We start from the raw sequence: 17162 nt of genomic DNA, 5'->3' as shown, positions 1-17162 counted from the left end.
TAGCCATGGCGACACTCGTACTCGGCGCCGTTGGCGCAGCCATTGGCGGCAGCCTTGGCGGATCATTTCTGGGGCTCTCTGCGGCCGTGATCGGTCGCGCCGCCGGTGCGACCGTCGGTCGATTGATCGACCAGACTGTCCTTGGCGCGGGTTCGGATGCCGTTGAGCATGGGCGGATCGATCGCCTGCGCATTTCCGGCGCTTCGGAAGGGGCCGCAATTCCCCGGGTCATGGGACGCACCCGTATTGGCGGTCAGATCATCTGGGCGACGCGCTTCAAGGAACATGCGGTTACGACCGGCGGGAGTGGGAAAGGAAAACCTAAAGCCCCGCAGCAGACCTCCTACAGCTATTCCGTTTCTTTTGCCGTCGCGCTTTGCGAGGGCCCGATCACGCGGATCGGCCGCATCTGGGCGGACGGTAGCGAGATCGCACGCGAGTCGTTGATGTACCGCGTCCATGCCGGTGACGAAGACCAGCTTCCAGATGCGTTGATCGAGGCCATAGAGGGACCTGGGTCTGCACCGGCCTATCGGGGGACGGCTTATGTCGTCATTGAAGATCTGGACCTTGCACCGTTCGGTAACCGAATTCCGAATTTGTCTTTTGAAGTGGTTCGCCACGTCGACGTGCCCGGTGAGGTTCCTGCGCCCTCTCAGCTGATCGAGGGGGTCGCTCTGGTTCCCGGAACCGGTGAATACAGTCTGTCGACGACTGCCGTGCACTACGATCATGGCGTCGGCGAGAAAAGCTCAGCCAATGTCAATTCCGCGCAAGGCGTTGCCGACTTCAAGGTGTCGCTCGATGATCTGACCGAGGAATTGCCGAACCTGAAGTCGGTTTCGCTTGTGGTGTCCTGGTTCGGGGACGACCTGAGGGTTGGCGAGTGCAAGTTGCGCCCGAGAGCCGAACAATCCGAGACCGAAGGTACGCCAATTGTCTGGAACGTTGCGGGCGAAAACCGGGAACTCGCGGGGGCGGTGCCCACACTTGACGGGCGGCCGGTCTACGGTGGGACTCCGAGCGATGTGTCCGTGGTGGAGTCGATCCGCGAGTTGAACGCGCGTGGTATCGATGTGACCTTCTATCCATTCATCCTGATGGATCAGCTTGTCGGAAACGGGCTGCCCGATCCGTATGGATCCGACGAGCAACCTGCGCTGCCGTGGCGCGGTCGTATAACGACCTCGCTGGCCCCGGGACAGGAGGGGACGCCTGATCGAACGGCAGCTGCGCGAGCTGAAGTCGACACGTTTTTCGGGACGACGCAGGGGACGGAGTTCTCTTCGCGCTTGGTTCTTGGTTTGGGCGGCTCGTTGTTCGGGCCTCCGCCACAGATGGTTTATGAGGGACCGGAGAACGACTGGTCCTATCGGCGCTTCATTCTGCACTATGCCAAGCTCTGTGCTGCGGCGGGGGGGGGCGAAGCATTCTGTATCGGATCCGAGATGCGCGGGTTAACGCAAATCCGCGGAGAAGGTGACAGCTTCCCAGCTGTCGAGGCCCTGCGCAAACTTGCTGAGGACGTCCGCGAAATCCTGCCGGATGCAAAAATCAGCTATGCTGCCGATTGGTCGGAGTATTTCGGCTACCAGCCATCAGGTGAGAATAGCCGGTATTTTCACCTTGATGCGTTGTGGTCATCGCCCGACATCGATTTCATCGGAATCGACAACTATATGCCGCTTGCCGATTGGCGCGATACGGCTGGCCATGTTGATGCAATCTGGGGGTCTGACAAGAATATCAGCTATCTGCAAAGCAACATCGAAGGCGGTGAAGGATTTGACTGGTATTATACGGGGCCAGACAGCCGAGAGTCGCAAAGACGCTCGCCGATAACGGACGGTGCTCATGAAGAGCCTTGGATCTATCGCTACAAGGACATACGCTCCTGGTGGCGGTTTGCCCATCATGACAGAATCGATGGCCAACGTGCTGATTTTCCGACGGCCTGGGAGCCCATGTCGAAACCGATCCGGTTCATCGAGTATGGCTGCGCAGCGATCGACAAGGGCGCAAACCAACCCAACAAGTTCCTTGACGCCAAATCGTCTGAATCCTCGCTTCCCCGATTTTCAACGGGGAGACGCGATGACAGCATGCAGATGCAATACTACCGCGCATTCCTCGACTACTGGGCGTCACCTGAACGGAATGGCTTGTCTTCCGTCTATGACGGCGCGATGCTCGACCTGCAGCATAGTTTCGCGTGGGCATGGGACACGCGTCCATGGCCGTTCTTTCCGGAGTTGACGGATTTCTGGTCGGATGGGGAGAATTATGCGCGCGGCCATTGGTTGAATGGCAGAAGTGCCCAACAACCGTTGTCGTCGGTGATCCTGAAGATTTGCCGCGACGCGGGATTGGACGATGTCGACGTCTCTGCAGTCCGTGGAGTTGTGCGGGGCTATTCCGTTGGAAGCGTTCAGTCTGCGCGGAGTGACCTGCAGCCGTTGATGATCGCAAACAGTGTCGAGGTAACTGAACGCGCAGGCCGTATCGTTTTTTCGATGCGGGCAGAGAAGCTTCCAATGCATGTCGACATCGGCACTTTGGCAAGAATCGATGAGGCTGTCGTCAAGAAAACACGCGGGGGCGACGCGGAGGTTTCGGGCCGGGTCATCGTGCATCATGTCGACGCCAATGGTGACTTCAAGGTCAGGGCTTCTGATGCGAATTTGCCGGGGCGTGACTCTGTTCCGGTTCAAGAGACCGAGCTGGCCCTTGCCATGACGCAGGGCGAGGGACACGCCTTGGCCGAGCGTATGTTGGCCGAGGCGGCGATCGTTCGAGATGAGGTCTCGTTCTCACTTGCGCCGTCTGTTCGCGACGTTGGCGTGGGCGATATCGTCATGCTGAGCGACAGCAACGATCTTTGGCGCGTCGATATGCTCGAGGACGCGGCCACTCGGAACGTCAAGGCTGTGCGGACCGAACTCGGTCTGTTCGAGCCAAGCGATGCGGTCGAGGATGGATCGGGTCGACTGCGGCCTTTGGCGCCGCTTCCGGTGGATTCCTTGTTTCTGGACCTGCCTCTGTTGACGGGAGAAGAGGTGCCGCATGCGCCGTATGTCGCCGTGGCTGCAAAGCCTTGGCCCGGAAGCGTCGCCGTTTATTCATCCGTGGAAGAAAGCAATTTCGTTCTTGATCAGATCATCCAGCGACCAGCGGTCCTTGGGACGACCCTGACCGAGCTTGCCCCGGCCTGCGCTGGTGTCTGGGACAGGGGAGATGGACTCCAGGTGAGATTGAGCGGCGGAAACCTGGCCTCTGTTACGGAGGCAGCCTTGTTTTCCGGAGCAAATGCCGCGGCGATTGGCGATGGAAGCTCGGCCAACTGGGAAGTGATCCAGTTTCGATCCGCAGAGCCGGTTGCAAACGGAGTCTGGGCTCTTTCTGCGAGATTGCGCGGTCAGCGTGGAACGGAAGCGGCAAGCCGGTCGACTTGGCCAGTCGGGAGCAAGTTCGTCCTGCTGGATGAAAGCCTCTTCCAGCTGAACCTTTCACGCTCGGCCGTTGGATTGGAACGCAATTTCCTGATCGGCCCGGCCAGCATGCTGTATGACACCGAAGCATATATCCATCGTGCCGTTACGGCGACGGGGGCAGGCCTGCGTCCGTATGCGCCTGTGCACCTGCGAGTTGCGTGGAGTGGATCCGACCTGCAATTCGCGTGGATCCGCCGATCGCGGACGGCTGTCGACAATTGGACTGCCGGCGACATCGGTCTTGGTGAACTGCGCGAAGTCTATCTCGTTCGGGTGATCGGGTCCGATGGTCAGGTTCTGTGGGAAAAAACGACGCAAGAACCGAAGATGCGGATAGACGGGTCGGTCTTGGCGGGCCTTTCGAGACCCCCGTTTCAGTTGGCGGTCGCACAGGTTTCCGATGACATCGGCATCGGCAAATTCGCAAGTATTTCGGTTCCCCAGTGACCAGCGCGCAGAGTGGGGGTTTGCACCCGCGCCTTGCGACCTTAAGTTGGTCGTCGAACGTCAGCGCTTGAGGTATTGCCATGGCACTTGCACGAAATGCGGTCATGCCCGTCGATCCAGTCTGGGATCGCATCCGCCAGGAAGCGCGGGAGGCGGTCCAGGATGAGCCTCTGCTGGGCGGAATGATCCATAGTTCCATCCTTCACCACGATACGCTTGCAAAAGCTCTGGCCTACAGGTTCTCTCAGAAGCTCTCGTCTGCCGAGATGAGCGAACAGATCCTGCGGGAACTCGCGGATGATGCGTATTCAGTGGATCCGGATCTGGTGCAGGCGGCGCGCGCGGACATCGTTGCGACATTCGAGAGAGATCCAGCCTGCAATCGATTCTTGCAGCCAATTGTCTTCTTCAAGGGCTTTCAGGCAGTGCAGGCCTACCGTGTCGGGCATTGGCTCTGGACATCGGGTCGGCAAGACCTTGCGCGGTTCGTTCAGATGCGGGTCAGCGAGTTGTTCGGGGTCGATATCCATCCTGGTGCCAGGATCGGACGGGGCATCATGATCGATCATGCCCATTCGATTGTCGTGGGGGAGACAGCTGTGGTTGGCGACAACGTCTCCATGCTTCATTCCGTCACGCTCGGCGGAACTGGCAAGGAAGACGATGACCGTCATCCCAAGATCGGGGACGGGGTATTGATTGGGGCTGGTGCGAAAGTGCTTGGGAATATCACGATCGGCCATTGTTCCCGGATCGCTGCGGGCTCCGTGGTCTTGGCCGATGTCCCGCCGATGAAGACGGTGGCCGGCGTTCCGGCCAAGATCGTGGGCGAGGCGGGCTGTGCGCAGCCGTCTATCATGATGAACCAATTGGTTTGAACGGCTCCGCAACTCGTTGGAAATAAAAAGGCGGTGGATGCTTCTGCATCCACCGCCTTTTTTCGTTTGTCTGAACCTGTGACGATCAGGCCAGCATGGTGATCGGATTTTCCAGGTTCTGCGCGATCGCCTTCAGGAAGTCAGCTCCGAGCGCGCCATCGATGACACGGTGATCGACCGAGAGGGTGACGGACATCACCGTAGCTGCCGTGATCTCACCATCCGACCCGATGACCGGCTTCTTCACGCCGACACCTACGGCAAGGATCGAGCCATGGGGCGGGTTGATGACGGCATCGAAATTGTCGATCCCGAACATCCCCAGATTGGAAATCGCAAAGCTGCCGCCTTGGTATTCGTGGGGCGCAAGCTTCCGGTCGCGGGCCCGGGTCGCAAGATCCTTCATCTCTGCCGACAAGGCCGAGAGAGACTTCAGGTGCGCATCCTTGAGGACCGGCGTGAACAACCCGCCGTCAATTGCGACAGCGACCGCAACATCCGACGGCTTCAGCCGCAGCATCCGGTCACCGGCCCAAACGGCGTTGGCATCGGGCACTTCCTGCAGGGCCAGCGCGCAGGCCTTGATGATGAAATCGTTGACCGACAGCTTGACGCCGCGCCCTTCAAGCTGCTTGTTGAGCTGGCCGCGGAATTTCAGAAGCGCGTCCAGCCGGATGTCCCGCCGCAGATAGAAATGCGGGATCGTCTGCTTGGCCTCGGTCAATCTGGCGGCAACGGTCTTCCGCATCCCGTCCAGCTTCACTTCTTCGAAATCGCGGCCATCGAACATCTTGATGACCTGATCTGCGGACATCCCGGCCGCCATCGCGGGCTTTTGCCCGGCGGTCTCGGTCTTGGCTGCCGGCGTCGCAGCGGCCTCGGACTTGGCTGCACCGGGCTTTGCGTTCTCCACATCGGATTTAACGATCCGACCGCGCGGACCGGAGCCCTTGATTTGGCTCAGGTCGAGGCCCTTGTCCTTCGCAATACGGCGGGCGAGGGGGGTTGCGAACACCCGGTCGCCCGACTGGGCCGCCGGAGCAGGGGCCGCAGCCGCCCCACCATCGCGCCCATATCCCTTGGCCGGTTCCGTGGCTTCGCTCGGCTCGGCGGGGGCCGTGCCCGACGATGTGTCGGCCTTCGGCGCCGACGCGCTGTCCACGGCCGAGGCGTCCTCCCCCTCCTCCAGCAAAATGGCGATCGGGGAATTGACCTTCACCCCTTCTGTGCCCTCGGCCACGATTATCTTGCCGATCACGCCTTCGTCCACGGCCTCGAACTCCATCGTGGCCTTATCGGTCTCGATTTCGGCCAGAAGGTCGCCGGATGACACCGTGTCCCCCTCCTTGACCAGCCATTTCGCCAGCGTCCCCTCTTCCATGGTGGGGGACAGCGCGGGCATGAGAATTTCTGTTGCCATGTGTCCGATCCCTTACCGGTAGGTGACTTTTCTGACCGCTTCGACCACTTCGTCCGTGGTCACCAGCGCCAGTTTTTCGAGGTTCGCCGCATAAGGCATCGGCACGTCCTTGCCCGTGCAGGTGATGACCGGTGCGTCCAGGTAGTCGAAGGCGCGCTGCATGATCGTGCTGGCCATGTGGTCGCTGAACGACGCCACGGGAAAACCTTCCTCGACCAGAACGCAGCGGTTGGTCTTCATGACCGACGCCAGCACCGTGTCGTAATCCACGGGCCGCAGGGTGCGCAGGTCGATCACTTCGGCTTCGATCCCGTCGCCCGCCAGCCGTTCCGCAGCTTCGAGCGCATAGGTCATCCCGATCCCCCACGACACGATGGTCACGTCCGACCCTTCGCGCCAGACCTTTGCCTTGCCGAAGGGGACGGTGAAATCATCGAGCTTCGGCACGTCGAACGACTTGCCATAGAGGATCTCGTTTTCGAGGAAGATCACCGGGTTCGGATCGCGGATGGCCGACTTCATCAGGCCCTTCGCGTCCGCTGCCGAATAGGGCATCACCACTTTCAGGCCGGGAATCGACGCATACCATGCGGCGTAATCCTGACTGTGCTGTGCACCGACGCGGGCCGCCGCACCATTGGGGCCGCGGAATACCATCGGCGCCCCCATCTGACCGCCGGACATATAGAGCGTTTTCGCAGCCGAATTGATAATCTGGTCAATGGCTTGCATGGCGAAGTTAAACGTCATGAACTCGACGATGGGCTTGGTGCCGCCAAAGGCCGCACCTACGGCGATGCCGGTAAACCCATGCTCGGTGATCGGCGTGTCGATCACGCGCCGCGGACCGAATTCGTCCAGCATGCCCTGGCTGATCTTGTAGGCGCCCTGATACTCGCCCACTTCCTCGCCCATCAGGAAGACCATCTCGTCGCGCCGCATCTCTTCGGACATGGCCTCGCGGATGGCTTCGCGGACGGTCATGGTGACCATCTCGGTGCCTTCGGGCCAGTCGGGGCTTGCGTTCGACTTGGGTGCTGGTTCTTCGCTCGCGACGCGCGCGGCGGCGGGTGCAGGGGTCGCGGCCTCTTCCTGCGCGTGCTTGCTCTCGGCAGCGGACGAGGATGTCAGGTCATCCGCGCTCTCGCCTTCCTCAACCATGATGGCAATCGGCGTATTCACCTTCACGCCTTCGGTGCCCTCGCTCACGAGGATCTTGCCGACGATCCCTTCGTCGACCGCCTCGAACTCCATCGTGGCCTTGTCGGTCTCGATTTCGGCCAGGATGTCGCCGGAGGATACGGTGTCCCCCTCCTTGACCAGCCATTTTGCGAGCGTGCCCTCCTCCATGGTGGGGGACAGGGCGGGCATCAGGATTTCGGACGCCATTACACGGCCTCCTGCGGAATTTCATCTGCGTAGATATCGGTCCACAACTCTTCGAGCGCGGGTTCCGGGCTTTCCTTGGCGAATTCGGCCGAGGCGTTGACCACTTCCTTGATCTCCTTGTCGATGGCCTTCAGATCATCTTCGGAGGCGTGGTCGCCGGTCAGGAGCATCTGGCGGATCATCTCGATGGCGTCACGCTCCTCGCGGATCTTCTGAACCTCGTCGCGGGTCCGGTACTTGGCCGGGTCCGACATCGAATGGCCCCGATAGCGATAGGTCTTGATCTCGAGGATATACGGGCCCTTGCCCGCGCGGCAGTGGGCCACCGCCTTCTCGCCCGCGGCCTTCACGGCCAGCACATCCATGCCGTCGACTTCCTCACCCGGGATGCCGTAGGCCGCGCCACGCTCCCAATAGGAGGGCGACTTGGTCGACCGCTTCTGGGACGTGCCCATGGCGTATTGGTTGTTCTCGATCACGAAAATGCAGGGCAGGTCCCAGAGTTCCGCCATGTTGTAGGCCTCGTAGACCTGGCCTTGGTTGGCCGCGCCGTCGCCGAAATAGGTGAACGTGACGTTGTCGTTGCCCTTGTACTTGTCGGCAAAGGCAAGACCCGCCCCGATGGGCACCTGCGCGCCGACGATACCATGGCCGCCATAGAAATGCTTCTCCTTGGAGAACATATGCATGGAGCCGCCCTTGCCCTTGGAGTACCCGCCCTCGCGGCCCGTAAGCTCGGCCATAACGCCGTTGGGGTCCATGCCGCAGGCCAGCATGTGACCGTGGTCGCGGTAGGAGGTGACGCGCTTGTCGCCTTCCTTGGCCGCGGCCTCCAGCCCGACGACGACCGCTTCCTGACCGATATAGAGGTGACAGAACCCCCCGATCAGACCCATCCCGTAAAGCTGACCCGCCTTCTCCTCAAATCGCCGGATAAGCAGCATGTCGCGGTAATATCCAAGCAGTTCGTCCTTGGACACATTCGGCTTTGCCTTGGCGGCGGTCTTCTTGGTGGCCATGGGGCGCAATCCTCCGGTCGCGGAATCGTTTAACGTTAAACCATTTCCTAGACGAAACGTTCCGCGGGGGAAAGACGGATTGCGGAATTGCAGGCATACGCGCGCGGCAAGTCCGGTCGATGCGGTGCTGTGGGGTTACTCGACGATGATCTCGTCGGTGCGTGCGACGCCCAGGACAAGACGCGCCCGTTCGTCCAGCAGGTCGAGGTCCAGATTGTCATCCGACAGTCGCGCCGTGCGGTCCCGCATCCGCGCCGCCTCGGCGGTCAGAAGGGCCAGCTCGGCGGCCAGAACCTCCCGCTCGGCTTCCAGCTCGACCCGGCGGAAGACCCCGTATTCCCCCTGAACCGCGGCAAAGACGAAGTAACCGGCAAAGCCCAAAAGCGCGAGGGGCAGCGCGAAGCCATAGATGACGCGGCGTGAAAACATCTGTCGGTCGGTCCTGCTCTTGCCCGTTCCGGGCCTTTTCATGACTTTAGCCAACCAACGGTCGCAGGGAAACGCCCAATGGCGACTGCCCTCACGGCAGGCGGTTCTGTTGCGCCAAGGACTCAGCCCGCGACCGACGCGTCCCGGATGGCGTTGATGGTGCGGCCAAGTTCGCGGTTGAACGTCTCGTCGTCCTGCGCATCCGACAGCCCTTCGGTCAGCGCCCGGCTGAAACTGGCGATGACGCCCCGGTTGCGGGCCAACCGGGCATTCGCCTCGTCACGCGAGTATCCACCCGACAGAGCGACGACCCGCATCACGCGAGGATGGTCGACCAGCGGGGCATAGAACCCGGCCTCTTCCGGCAGGGTCAGCTTCAGCATGATGTCCTGACCCTCGGGCAGGGTGTCGAGGTGCCGCAGGATCGAATCGCGCAGCAGGCTTTCGGCGGCCAGCTTGTCGGCGATCGAGATGGTGACCTCCGGCTCCAGGATCGGAACCATGTCATGGGACAGGACCTGACGCCCGACGTCGAACTGCTGCGCGACGATGGCCTCGATCCCGTCGGCATCCGCCGCGTCGATCACCGACCGCTCCTTGGTGCCGAAGACACCGTGGTCACGCGCCCGGCTCAGCGTTGCGTCGAGGTCCGGAATCGGCTTCATCAGCTTCACGCCCTGACGCGTCTCTTGCAGCCCCTTGTCGATCTTGAGGAAGGGCACCACCCCACGCTCGGACCACAGGAACTTCGCCGAAGGCTGCCCTTCGAAATCGCGGTCCATCGTCTGCTCGAACAGGATCGCGCCGATCACCTTGTCGCCGCTGAACACCGGAGCCCGCACGATCCGCGCGCGCATGGCGTGGATCAGGTCGAACATCTCCTCCTCGGAGCCATAGCGATCCTCGGCCACCCCATAAAGCCGCAGCGCCTTGGGCGTCGACCCCCCCGATTGATCCAGCGCGGCGATGAAGCCCTGTCCGGCCCGGATCTTCGCGGCTTTGTCCTGATCGACCATGGTGTCCCCCTCGGCATCCAAATCCATTCACCCCGGGGTAGAAGGCCCGCCGATCCCCCGCAAGCGGTTGGTTGCGCTAACGGGCGCTATTGCCCCTGCTCAAGCCAGGCATCCATGGCGATTTCGGCGGCATCTGCGGCGACGGGCACCCAGATGTCCGCCCCATCCGCCGGCACTGCGCGGTCGATGGCCGCCAGAAGGTCGCCCGCCGCGCGGTCCCCCTTGGCCGACGCGATGGTCGCATAGATCAGCGCCGACCGAAGCGACCGACTGGCCCCGACGCCGCGCAAATGTGCTTCGGCCCGGGCCCGCATCTCGCTGGCAGATGCGCGCAGGTCCGACGCCCCCGGTTCCGCCGCAGCACCCTGAAGGCGCAGGACCGTGGCGAAAGGCAAATCCGCCTCAAGACTGTTGAGCAGACTGCGCACCCCCGCCACCCCCGACGATCCGGCGGCAAGTGCCTGGGCATAGGCCGCCTCGGGGTCGCGGTCGCGCAGGGCCTCGGCCAGGGCCAGCGCCACTTCGCCGTCGCCCGTTTCGGCAATCGGGGTCAGAAGGGTGGTCGCGAGCGCCGTGTTGCGGGGCGCGCGATCCCCGACCAGCAAGGCCAGACCGACCATCCGCCGCTCCTCCGGCGACAGGTCATCCGCGTTGTCCCGCGCCCGGGCCACCAACTCCACCGGCAACACGGCGCGCTCGGAGGCGCGGTCGAACCCGACGCGGGGCTCCAACAACTCGATCAGGGCGACCGGGCTTTCCTCGATGGCCGCGACGACCTGTCCGTCGACGACCCGGGGTTGATCGGCCGGGAACCCGCTTTCGATCACCAACCGCTTCGGGTCGGTCACGAAAGCCGCCCATCCTTCGGCCAGGTCGGCGACAAAGGTCTTGCTCGCTTTCGGCAGCACGCCGTTCGGGGCCTGATCGGTCAGGATCTGTCCGATGCTCTGCTGGATCGCGGCTGCGGCTTGGTCGGGGTCGGTGAAGGGCGGCGGCAACAGGGGGGCCGCAACCTCCCATGCACCCAGATTCTCGATGGTGACCGAGGCACCCGACAGACGCGCCGACAACGCCTGGCTCAACCCGGACTGACGCCCCCAGATGTAGTCGAAATCGACGCCCAAGTCGAAAGCGATCATGTCGGGCATCGTTCCGCGCGATTGCACCGTCAGACCGGACGTGGGAATGTCATAGACGAAATCCAGCGTCACATCCGACACCTGCAAACGACCGTCCGGCAGAAATCCGATGATCGGCAGGGCATCCCGGCCAAGGCAGCTTCCGGGCAGGTCGAGGTCGCGCAGCGCGATGGTCCCCCCGAAGGTGTCGACGGCGAAGGGATCGAGGTCCAGAAGGTCCAGCGACCGGATCGTCATCGTGCAACCCTGAACCCCCGCCACATCCTCGGGGATGTCGATGCGGATGCCGTCGATGGAAAAATCGCCGGTGCGGACCGACACATCGATGGTCTCATAGGTCATGTCCACCTGCGTGCGCAGGGCCATCACCGCGTTCTGCAGCACCCCCTCCAGGATTCGGTCGGGCGAGAGGAGGTCCCAGAGACTGCGCTCCTCTGCGCGGGCGGGCAGGGCGGCAAGGCCGATGGCGGTGGTTACGAACAGAAATCGACGCATGGAAATTCCCCCGGGTTGATTGGCGTCAACCTAGGGGCAAGTCGGCCTGCATCGCAATGGCTCAGGCTTCGAGGGCGGCGACTCCGGGAAGGGTCTTGCCCTCCATCCATTCGAGAAACGCGCCGCCGGCGGTCGAGATATAGGTGAAATCCTCGGCGACACCGGCGTGATTGAGCGCCGCGACCGTATCGCCGCCGCCCGCAACCGAGATCAGCTTGCCCGCGCGGGTGAGGTCGGCGGCATGGCGCGCGGCGGCGACGGTGGCGGCATCGAAGGGCGTCATCTCGAAGGCACCGAGGGGGCCGTTCCAGACCAGCGTCGCACAGCCGTCGAGCAGCGTCTTGATATGGGCGACCGAGTCGGGGCCTGCGTCGAGGATCATCTGCCCCGCGGGCACCTCCTCCGCTTTGACAACCGTCGTCGGCGGGTCCGCACGGAATTCGGCGGCGCACACCACGTCGCGCGGCAGCAGGATCGAACAGCCCGCCGCCTCGGCCTTGGCGATGATGTCGCGCGCGGTGTCCAGAAGGTCATGCTCGCACAGCGATTTTTGCACGTCGATGCCCTGGGCGGCGAGGAAGGTGTTGGCCATGCCGCCGCCGATGATGAGGTGCTGCACCCGGGTCACGAGGTTGCCCAGCAGGTCGAGCTTGGTCGACACCTTCGCGCCCCCGACCAGCGCCGCGACCGGTGGTTTCGGCGTGCCGAGGGCCGTTTCGAGTGCGGTCAGTTCCGCCTGCATCGACCGGCCGGCACAGGCGGGCAGAAGCCGCGCGACGCCTTCGGTCGAGGCGTGCGCCCGATGCGCCGCCGAGAAGGCGTCGTTGCAATAGACATCCCCCAGTGAGGCGAGGAACTGCGCCATCTGCGGATCGTTCGCCTCTTCCATGGGGGAAAAGCGGGTGTTCTCGATCAGGACCGGGCCCTTGGCGGCGGCGAGCGTGTCGCGGTCGGGCCGCTCGACGAATGTGACGGATTGGCCGAGGGCGGCTTCGAGCGCGGGCACCACTTGGCGCAGCGACATCTCGGGCACGACCTTGCCCTTGGGCCGACCGAAATGCGCCAGCATCACCGGGGTGCCACCCGCCGCGAGGATGTCTCGGATGGTGGGCACGATGCGGTCGATGCGCGTGGTGTCGGTGACGCGGCCATCCTCGACCGGGACGTTGATATCCACGCGCGTCAGGACGATCTTGCCCGCAAGGTCCATGTCATCGAGGGTCTTGAAGGTCATGTGATTGCTCCGCCGGGTTACCCGTGGGTAACCTTTTTTATCGTGAAAACAGGTGTTTATTGCTCAGAGAGCATCGGTCCCGTCAAGGAATATCAGCTTGGCCAACGCGATGCGACCACCTTTGCGTTGGTCAGAGCGCGCGCATGGCTGGTGTGGAAAGGGCGCGTTAACCTTTGGGTGCGTGGACCACGCCATGCGGACACTTCCCGTGTGGAAAGTGCCGCTGTCACGTTCCCGAAAACCGTCAGATCAGTTTGCCCATGGCCACGGCGGTATCCGCCATCCGGTTCGAGAAGCCCCATTCGTTGTCATACCAGCTCAGGATACGGACCATGGTGCCGTCCATGACCTTGGTCTGGTCGGTGTGGAAGATCGACGAATGCGGATCGTGGTTGAAGTCGGACGACACCAGCTTCTTGTCGGTATAGCCCAGAATGCCCTTAAGCTTGCCGTCCGCCGCCTTGCGGATGGCGTCGTTGATTTCCTCGATGCTGGTGTCGCGCGAGGCGGTGAAGGTCAGGTCGACAACCGAGACATTGGGCGTCGGCACCCGGATGGCCACGCCGTCGAGCTTGCCGTTGAGCTGCGGCAGGACGAGGCCGACCGCCTTGGCCGCCCCGGTCGAGGTCGGGATCATCGAGAGGGCCGCGGCGCGGGCGCGATAGAGATCCTTGTGCATCGTGTCCAGCGTCGGCTGATCGCCGGTATAGCTGTGGATCGTGGTCATGAACCCGCGCTCGATCCCGATCACGTCGTCAAGGACATAGACCACCGGCGCAAGGCAGTTCGTCGTGCAGGAGGCGTTCGAGACGATCAGGTCATCGGAGGTCAGCGTGTCATGGTTCACGCCGTAGACGATGGTCTTGTCCGCATCCGCCCCGGGGGCCGAGATCAGGACGCGGGACGATCCGTTGTCCAGATGCGCCTGGCACTTTTCCTTGGAGGTGAAGATGCCGGTGCATTCCATCACCACGTCGACATCCGACCAGGGCAGGTCGGCGGGGTTGCGCATGGCGGTCACGCGCATCTTGCCCCGGCCCACGTCGATCCAGTCGTCGCCCGTGGTGACGGGGGCGGGGAAGCGGCCGTGGACGCTGTCGTATTGCAGCAGGTGGGCGTTGGTCTCGACCGGGCCGAGGTCGTTGATGGCCACCACCTCGATATCGGTGCGGCCCGACTCGATGATGCCGCGCAGAACGTTGCGTCCGATGCGACCGAAGCCGTTGATTGCCACTTTGACCATTGGGGACCTCCGAGGGGTATCTGATGCCATGTCTTTCCGGGCGGCAACGGGTCGTTACCGCTAACGGTTTCGCGCTACCATGAGCGGGCCATTCCGTGCAACTGCCCGCTCAGCGCCAGAAGGCGATGTATTCGATCAGGTCGATCATCCGCCGACCGAGGAACGTCGCGATCCCGGCCCCGTTGAACAGATAGTCGGCGAGGAAGAACGCGATGAGGAGCAGGGCCAGGATAACGGCCGTCATGTTATTCATGGGCCGACAATCGCAGGCCCAGACGCGTGCGCAAGGGCTTTCAGGTCAGGCGCAGCGTGGCGCGCCGATAGGGCCGCCCGGATTTCTGATAGGTGTCCGGGTCGATTTCGAATCCGATGGCCACATAGAAGGCGCAGGACTCCGCACGCGCATCGCACCAGAGGCTGTGCTGTCCCTCGGCCCGCGTCATCGCGGCGCCCTGGCGGACCAGTTCCGACCCGATGCCATGTCCGCGCCAGCCCGGGTCCACCGCCAGTTTGCGCAGCTGCGTCGCCGCGCCGTGGGCAAAGAACGACCCCGCCCCGACAAGCGCATGCCCCGCAAAGGCCCCGAGGTGCAGCGCCGTGTCATCCCCCGGCACCTCGACATGCGCGATCGGTCGGTCAGGCCAGAGCATCGCCTGACGAAACGCCAGAATACGCGCGGCGCGGACGGGTCTGTAGGAAATGTCGTGGTCCATTACCCTCCTTCTTCCAGCGACGCATTGTCCTGTAAACACTTAAGACTTGTGCGGGCGGGCAGGGCGGGCAAAGCTGCGGCGATGACAGACTGGATTGCCACGGAACGGGTCCACCCCGACGCGCGCACCTGTGCCATGACGGGCCGGATCGTGTGGGATGCGCCGCAATCGCTCTGGACCATCGGACATGGGGTGGGGGGATTGGCGGGCGTGGTTCTTTTCCCGGCCTGGGATGCGGCCCTGGTGTTCGTTGTCCTGAGCGGGGTGACCATCTGCGCGGGGCATTCCGTGGGAATGCACCGCCTTCTGATCCACCGGGCGTTCCGGGTACCGAAGCCTCTGGAATACCTGCTGGTCTGGCTCGGGGTGCTGGTCGGCATGGCCGGACCCATGGGCATGATCCGCGCCCACGACATGCGCGACTGGCATCAACGGCAGGTCACCTGTCCACCCCATCCGTCCCACGGCGCCGCGCCGCTGCGGGACATGTGGTGGCAGATGCACTGCCGGTTCCGCCTGACGCATCCGTTGCGCTTCGTGGTGGAGGCAGAGGTGGCCCGCGACCCCATCTATCGCGCGATGGAGGCGACGTGGCGGTGGCAGCAACTCCCCCTGGCGCTGATCCTGTTTGCCGTCGGTGGGTGGGGTTGGGTTCTCTGGGGCGTTTGCCTGCGGGTTTTCGTGTCGCTGACCGGGCATTGGGCCGTGGGCCATTTCGCCCATCACGGCACGCCGACCGGCTGGCGCATTGACGGGCTGCCGGTGCAGGGGCGCAACCTGCCGGGTCTGGGCCTGCTGACCTTCGGAGAGAATTGGCACGGCAACCATCACGCCTTTCCCCATTCCGCGCGTCTGGGGGTCGGGGCGGGGCAGATGGACCCGGGCTGGTGGCTTGTGTTGCTGCTTGAGCGTGTCGGACTGGCCTGCGACGTGGTGCGGCCCGGGGATCGGGCTGCGCGGGAGGGGTTGGTGCGGGTTTAGGGGGGTCTTGCGCGACGGAGGTCTTGATTTTTGTGGCGCTCGATTCTGGACCGGGCGGCCGTGATGTTTTGTTTGCAAAACATCACCTTGCCGCGGCCAGCGTTTTGTCTGCGCGAAACGCTGGCTAAATCAGTCTTCCCATTGTCGCTGCGACATCCGCCATGCGGCAGGAGAAGCCCCATTCGTTGTCGTACCAGGCCAGCACGCGGACGGTGCGGCCGACGACCTTGGTCTGGTCAGGGGCGAAGATGCAGGAATGGCTGGTGTGGTTGAAGTCGATGGAGACCTTGGGCTCGGGGTCATAGGCCAGGACCGATCCCATGTGACCCGCTGCCGCCTCGGCCATGATCTCGTTCACATCCGCCACGGTCACATCGCGCGCAGCCTGAAAGGTCAGGTCCACGGCGCTGACGTTCGGGGTGGGGACGCGGAGGGCCGTGCCGTCCAGCTTGCCCGCCAGTTCCGGCACCACCTCGCCGATGGCCTTCGCCGCCCCGGTCGAGGTCGGGATCATCGCCATTGCGGCGGCCCGGGCGCGGTAGAGGTCGTCGTGACGGCGGTCCAGCGTCGGCTGATCGCCGGTATAGCTGTGGATCGTGGTCATGATCCCGCTTTCGATCCCGATGGCGTCGTTCAGGACCTTGGCCATCGGCGCCAGGCAATTCGTTGTGCAGGAGGCATTCGACGCCACGTGGTGATCGCGCGTCAGGCTGCGATGATTGACGCCATAGACCACGGTCAGGTCCGCATTCCGCGCAGGGGCCGAGACCAGAACCCGCTTGGCCCCGCGGCTCAGGTGGATGGCGGCGGCGTCACGGTCGTTGAATTTGCCGGTGCATTCCAAGACGACATCGACGCCCTCCCAATCCAGTTCCTCTGGGTTGTAGGTCGAGAAGACCCTGATCGGCCCCTGGCCCAGATCCAGCGTGTCGTCCTTGACCCGGACCGCGCCGCTATACCGGCCATGCACGCTGTCATAGCGGAGCAGGTGGGCGTTGGTCTCGATCGGGCCGGTCGCGTTCATCTTGACGACGCTCACGTCATTGCGCCCGGCACTGGCGATATGGGCCAAGGTACAGCGCCCGATGCGGCCGAAGCCATTGATCCCGATGGTGATGGTCATGATCTTCCCCGCACTGGACACATGCGGGCGGTATACGAACGCCTGCCGCGCGGACAACGGCGAAAGACCAGCTTTGCCAGACTGTTAGCGTTAAACCTGTCCGGTTGCGCTAACGGTTAGCGCCAACCCCGCCGGGCCGATGCGT

14 protein-coding genes are annotated in these 17162 nt (G+C 63.2%); 3 read left to right on the top strand and 11 right to left on the bottom strand.

Features of this window, described 5'->3' with window-relative positions; genetic code table 11:
• The first annotated feature begins 5 nt into the window (after positions 1-5).
• Both BM002_RS02910 and cysE read left to right on the top strand, forming a co-directional pair.
• Entirely contained in the window at positions 6-3938 is a 3933-nt protein-coding gene (locus BM002_RS02910; protein WP_092777126.1) for a baseplate multidomain protein megatron, read from the top strand.
• 80 nt (positions 3939-4018) lie between these two features.
• Positions 4019-4816 (top strand): serine O-acetyltransferase, encoded by a 798-nt coding sequence (gene cysE / locus BM002_RS02905; RefSeq protein WP_092777124.1) that lies wholly within the window; start codon positions 4019-4021, stop codon positions 4814-4816.
• Positions 4817-4901: 85 nt separating this feature from the next.
• Here the strand turns inward: cysE and BM002_RS02900 are convergent, their stop codons facing one another.
• The 10 genes from BM002_RS02900 to BM002_RS02860 all read right to left on the bottom strand — a co-directional run bounded on the left by BM002_RS02900 (position 4902) and on the right by BM002_RS02860 (position 14913).
• The gene (locus tag BM002_RS02900; RefSeq protein WP_092777122.1) at positions 4902-6236 is read right to left on the bottom strand and encodes a pyruvate dehydrogenase complex dihydrolipoamide acetyltransferase; all 1335 of its coding nucleotides are present in this window, start codon (positions 6234-6236) and stop codon (positions 4902-4904) included.
• 12 nt (positions 6237-6248) lie between these two features.
• The gene (locus tag BM002_RS02895) at positions 6249-7625 is read right to left on the bottom strand and encodes a pyruvate dehydrogenase complex E1 component subunit beta (RefSeq protein ID WP_092777120.1); all 1377 of its coding nucleotides are present in this window, start codon (positions 7623-7625) and stop codon (positions 6249-6251) included.
• Positions 7625-8644: a pyruvate dehydrogenase (acetyl-transferring) E1 component subunit alpha gene (gene pdhA, locus BM002_RS02890; protein ID WP_092777118.1), complete on the bottom strand. Its 1020-nt coding sequence runs from the start codon at positions 8642-8644 to the stop codon at positions 7625-7627. The genes BM002_RS02895 and pdhA overlap by 1 nt, the downstream gene beginning before the upstream one ends.
• A gap of 135 nt (positions 8645-8779) precedes the next feature.
• On the bottom strand, positions 8780-9073 hold the full coding sequence (locus BM002_RS02885; protein ID WP_092778696.1) for a septum formation initiator family protein: 294 nt from the start codon (positions 9071-9073) through the stop codon (positions 8780-8782).
• 122 nt (positions 9074-9195) lie between these two features.
• Positions 9196-10089, bottom strand: a complete 894-nt coding sequence (locus BM002_RS02880) for a fructose bisphosphate aldolase (protein ID WP_092778694.1) — start codon at positions 10087-10089, stop codon at positions 9196-9198.
• A gap of 86 nt (positions 10090-10175) precedes the next feature.
• Positions 10176-11723 carry a hypothetical protein gene (locus BM002_RS02875; RefSeq protein WP_092777116.1) on the bottom strand — a complete coding sequence of 516 codons (1548 nt, stop codon included), beginning with the start codon at positions 11721-11723 and terminating at the stop codon, positions 10176-10178.
• Positions 11724-11784: 61 nt separating this feature from the next.
• Positions 11785-12957: a phosphoglycerate kinase gene (locus BM002_RS02870; protein ID WP_092777114.1), complete on the bottom strand. Its 1173-nt coding sequence runs from the start codon at positions 12955-12957 to the stop codon at positions 11785-11787.
• Between the two features lie 244 nt (positions 12958-13201).
• Complete coding sequence (gene gap / locus BM002_RS02865; protein ID WP_092777112.1) at positions 13202-14200, bottom strand: type I glyceraldehyde-3-phosphate dehydrogenase; 999 nt, start codon at positions 14198-14200, stop codon at positions 13202-13204.
• 109 nt (positions 14201-14309) lie between these two features.
• Complete coding sequence (locus BM002_RS19215; protein ID WP_175484782.1) at positions 14310-14453, bottom strand: hypothetical protein; 144 nt, start codon at positions 14451-14453, stop codon at positions 14310-14312.
• A gap of 40 nt (positions 14454-14493) precedes the next feature.
• A complete protein-coding gene (locus BM002_RS02860) occupies positions 14494-14913 on the bottom strand; it encodes a GNAT family N-acetyltransferase (RefSeq protein ID WP_092777110.1) in 420 nt (139 codons plus the stop codon).
• 81 nt (positions 14914-14994) lie between these two features.
• Between BM002_RS02860 and BM002_RS02855 the strand changes: the two genes are divergently transcribed.
• A complete protein-coding gene (locus BM002_RS02855) occupies positions 14995-15894 on the top strand; it encodes an acyl-CoA desaturase (protein ID WP_092777108.1) in 900 nt (299 codons plus the stop codon).
• A 124-nt stretch (positions 15895-16018) separates the two neighbouring features.
• On the opposite strand, the gene gap (BM002_RS02850) is transcribed toward BM002_RS02855, so the two are convergent.
• Positions 16019-17017 (bottom strand): type I glyceraldehyde-3-phosphate dehydrogenase, encoded by a 999-nt coding sequence (gene gap / locus BM002_RS02850; protein WP_092777106.1) that lies wholly within the window; start codon positions 17015-17017, stop codon positions 16019-16021.
• Positions 17018-17162: the final 145 nt, after the last annotated feature.

It is taken from the genome of Jannaschia pohangensis, assembly GCF_900113875.1.
Lineage (GTDB): Bacteria > Pseudomonadota > Alphaproteobacteria > Rhodobacterales > Rhodobacteraceae > Jannaschia > Jannaschia pohangensis.
Note: the sequence above shows the minus strand (reverse complement) of the source record. Positions and strands in the feature narration are given on the sequence as shown.

Excerpts from the sequence above, each read along its gene's own strand:
- BM002_RS02875 (WP_092777116.1), bottom strand. The coding sequence starts at position 11,723 with ATGCGTCGATTTCTGTTCGTAACCACCGCCATCGGCCTTGCCGCCCTG.
- BM002_RS02855 (WP_092777108.1), top strand. The coding sequence starts at position 14,995 with ATGACAGACTGGATTGCCACGGAACGGGTCCACCCCGACGCGCGCACC.
- BM002_RS02860 (WP_092777110.1), bottom strand. The coding sequence starts at position 14,913 with ATGGACCACGACATTTCCTACAGACCCGTCCGCGCCGCGCGTATTCTG.
- BM002_RS02910 (WP_092777126.1), top strand. The coding sequence starts at position 6 with ATGGCGACACTCGTACTCGGCGCCGTTGGCGCAGCCATTGGCGGCAGC.
- BM002_RS19215 (WP_175484782.1), bottom strand. The coding sequence starts at position 14,453 with ATGAATAACATGACGGCCGTTATCCTGGCCCTGCTCCTCATCGCGTTC.
- BM002_RS02880 (WP_092778694.1), bottom strand. The coding sequence starts at position 10,089 with ATGGTCGATCAGGACAAAGCCGCGAAGATCCGGGCCGGACAGGGCTTC.
- BM002_RS02885 (WP_092778696.1), bottom strand. The coding sequence starts at position 9,073 with ATGTTTTCACGCCGCGTCATCTATGGCTTCGCGCTGCCCCTCGCGCTT.
- gap (WP_092777112.1), bottom strand. The coding sequence starts at position 14,200 with ATGGTCAAAGTGGCAATCAACGGCTTCGGTCGCATCGGACGCAACGTT.
- pdhA (WP_092777118.1), bottom strand. The coding sequence starts at position 8,644 with ATGGCCACCAAGAAGACCGCCGCCAAGGCAAAGCCGAATGTGTCCAAG.
- BM002_RS02870 (WP_092777114.1), bottom strand. The coding sequence starts at position 12,957 with ATGACCTTCAAGACCCTCGATGACATGGACCTTGCGGGCAAGATCGTC.
- BM002_RS02900 (WP_092777122.1), bottom strand. The coding sequence starts at position 6,236 with ATGGCAACAGAAATTCTCATGCCCGCGCTGTCCCCCACCATGGAAGAG.
- BM002_RS02895 (WP_092777120.1), bottom strand. The coding sequence starts at position 7,625 with ATGGCGTCCGAAATCCTGATGCCCGCCCTGTCCCCCACCATGGAGGAG.
- cysE (WP_092777124.1), top strand. The coding sequence starts at position 4,019 with ATGGCACTTGCACGAAATGCGGTCATGCCCGTCGATCCAGTCTGGGAT.
- gap (WP_092777106.1), bottom strand. The coding sequence starts at position 17,017 with ATGACCATCACCATCGGGATCAATGGCTTCGGCCGCATCGGGCGCTGT.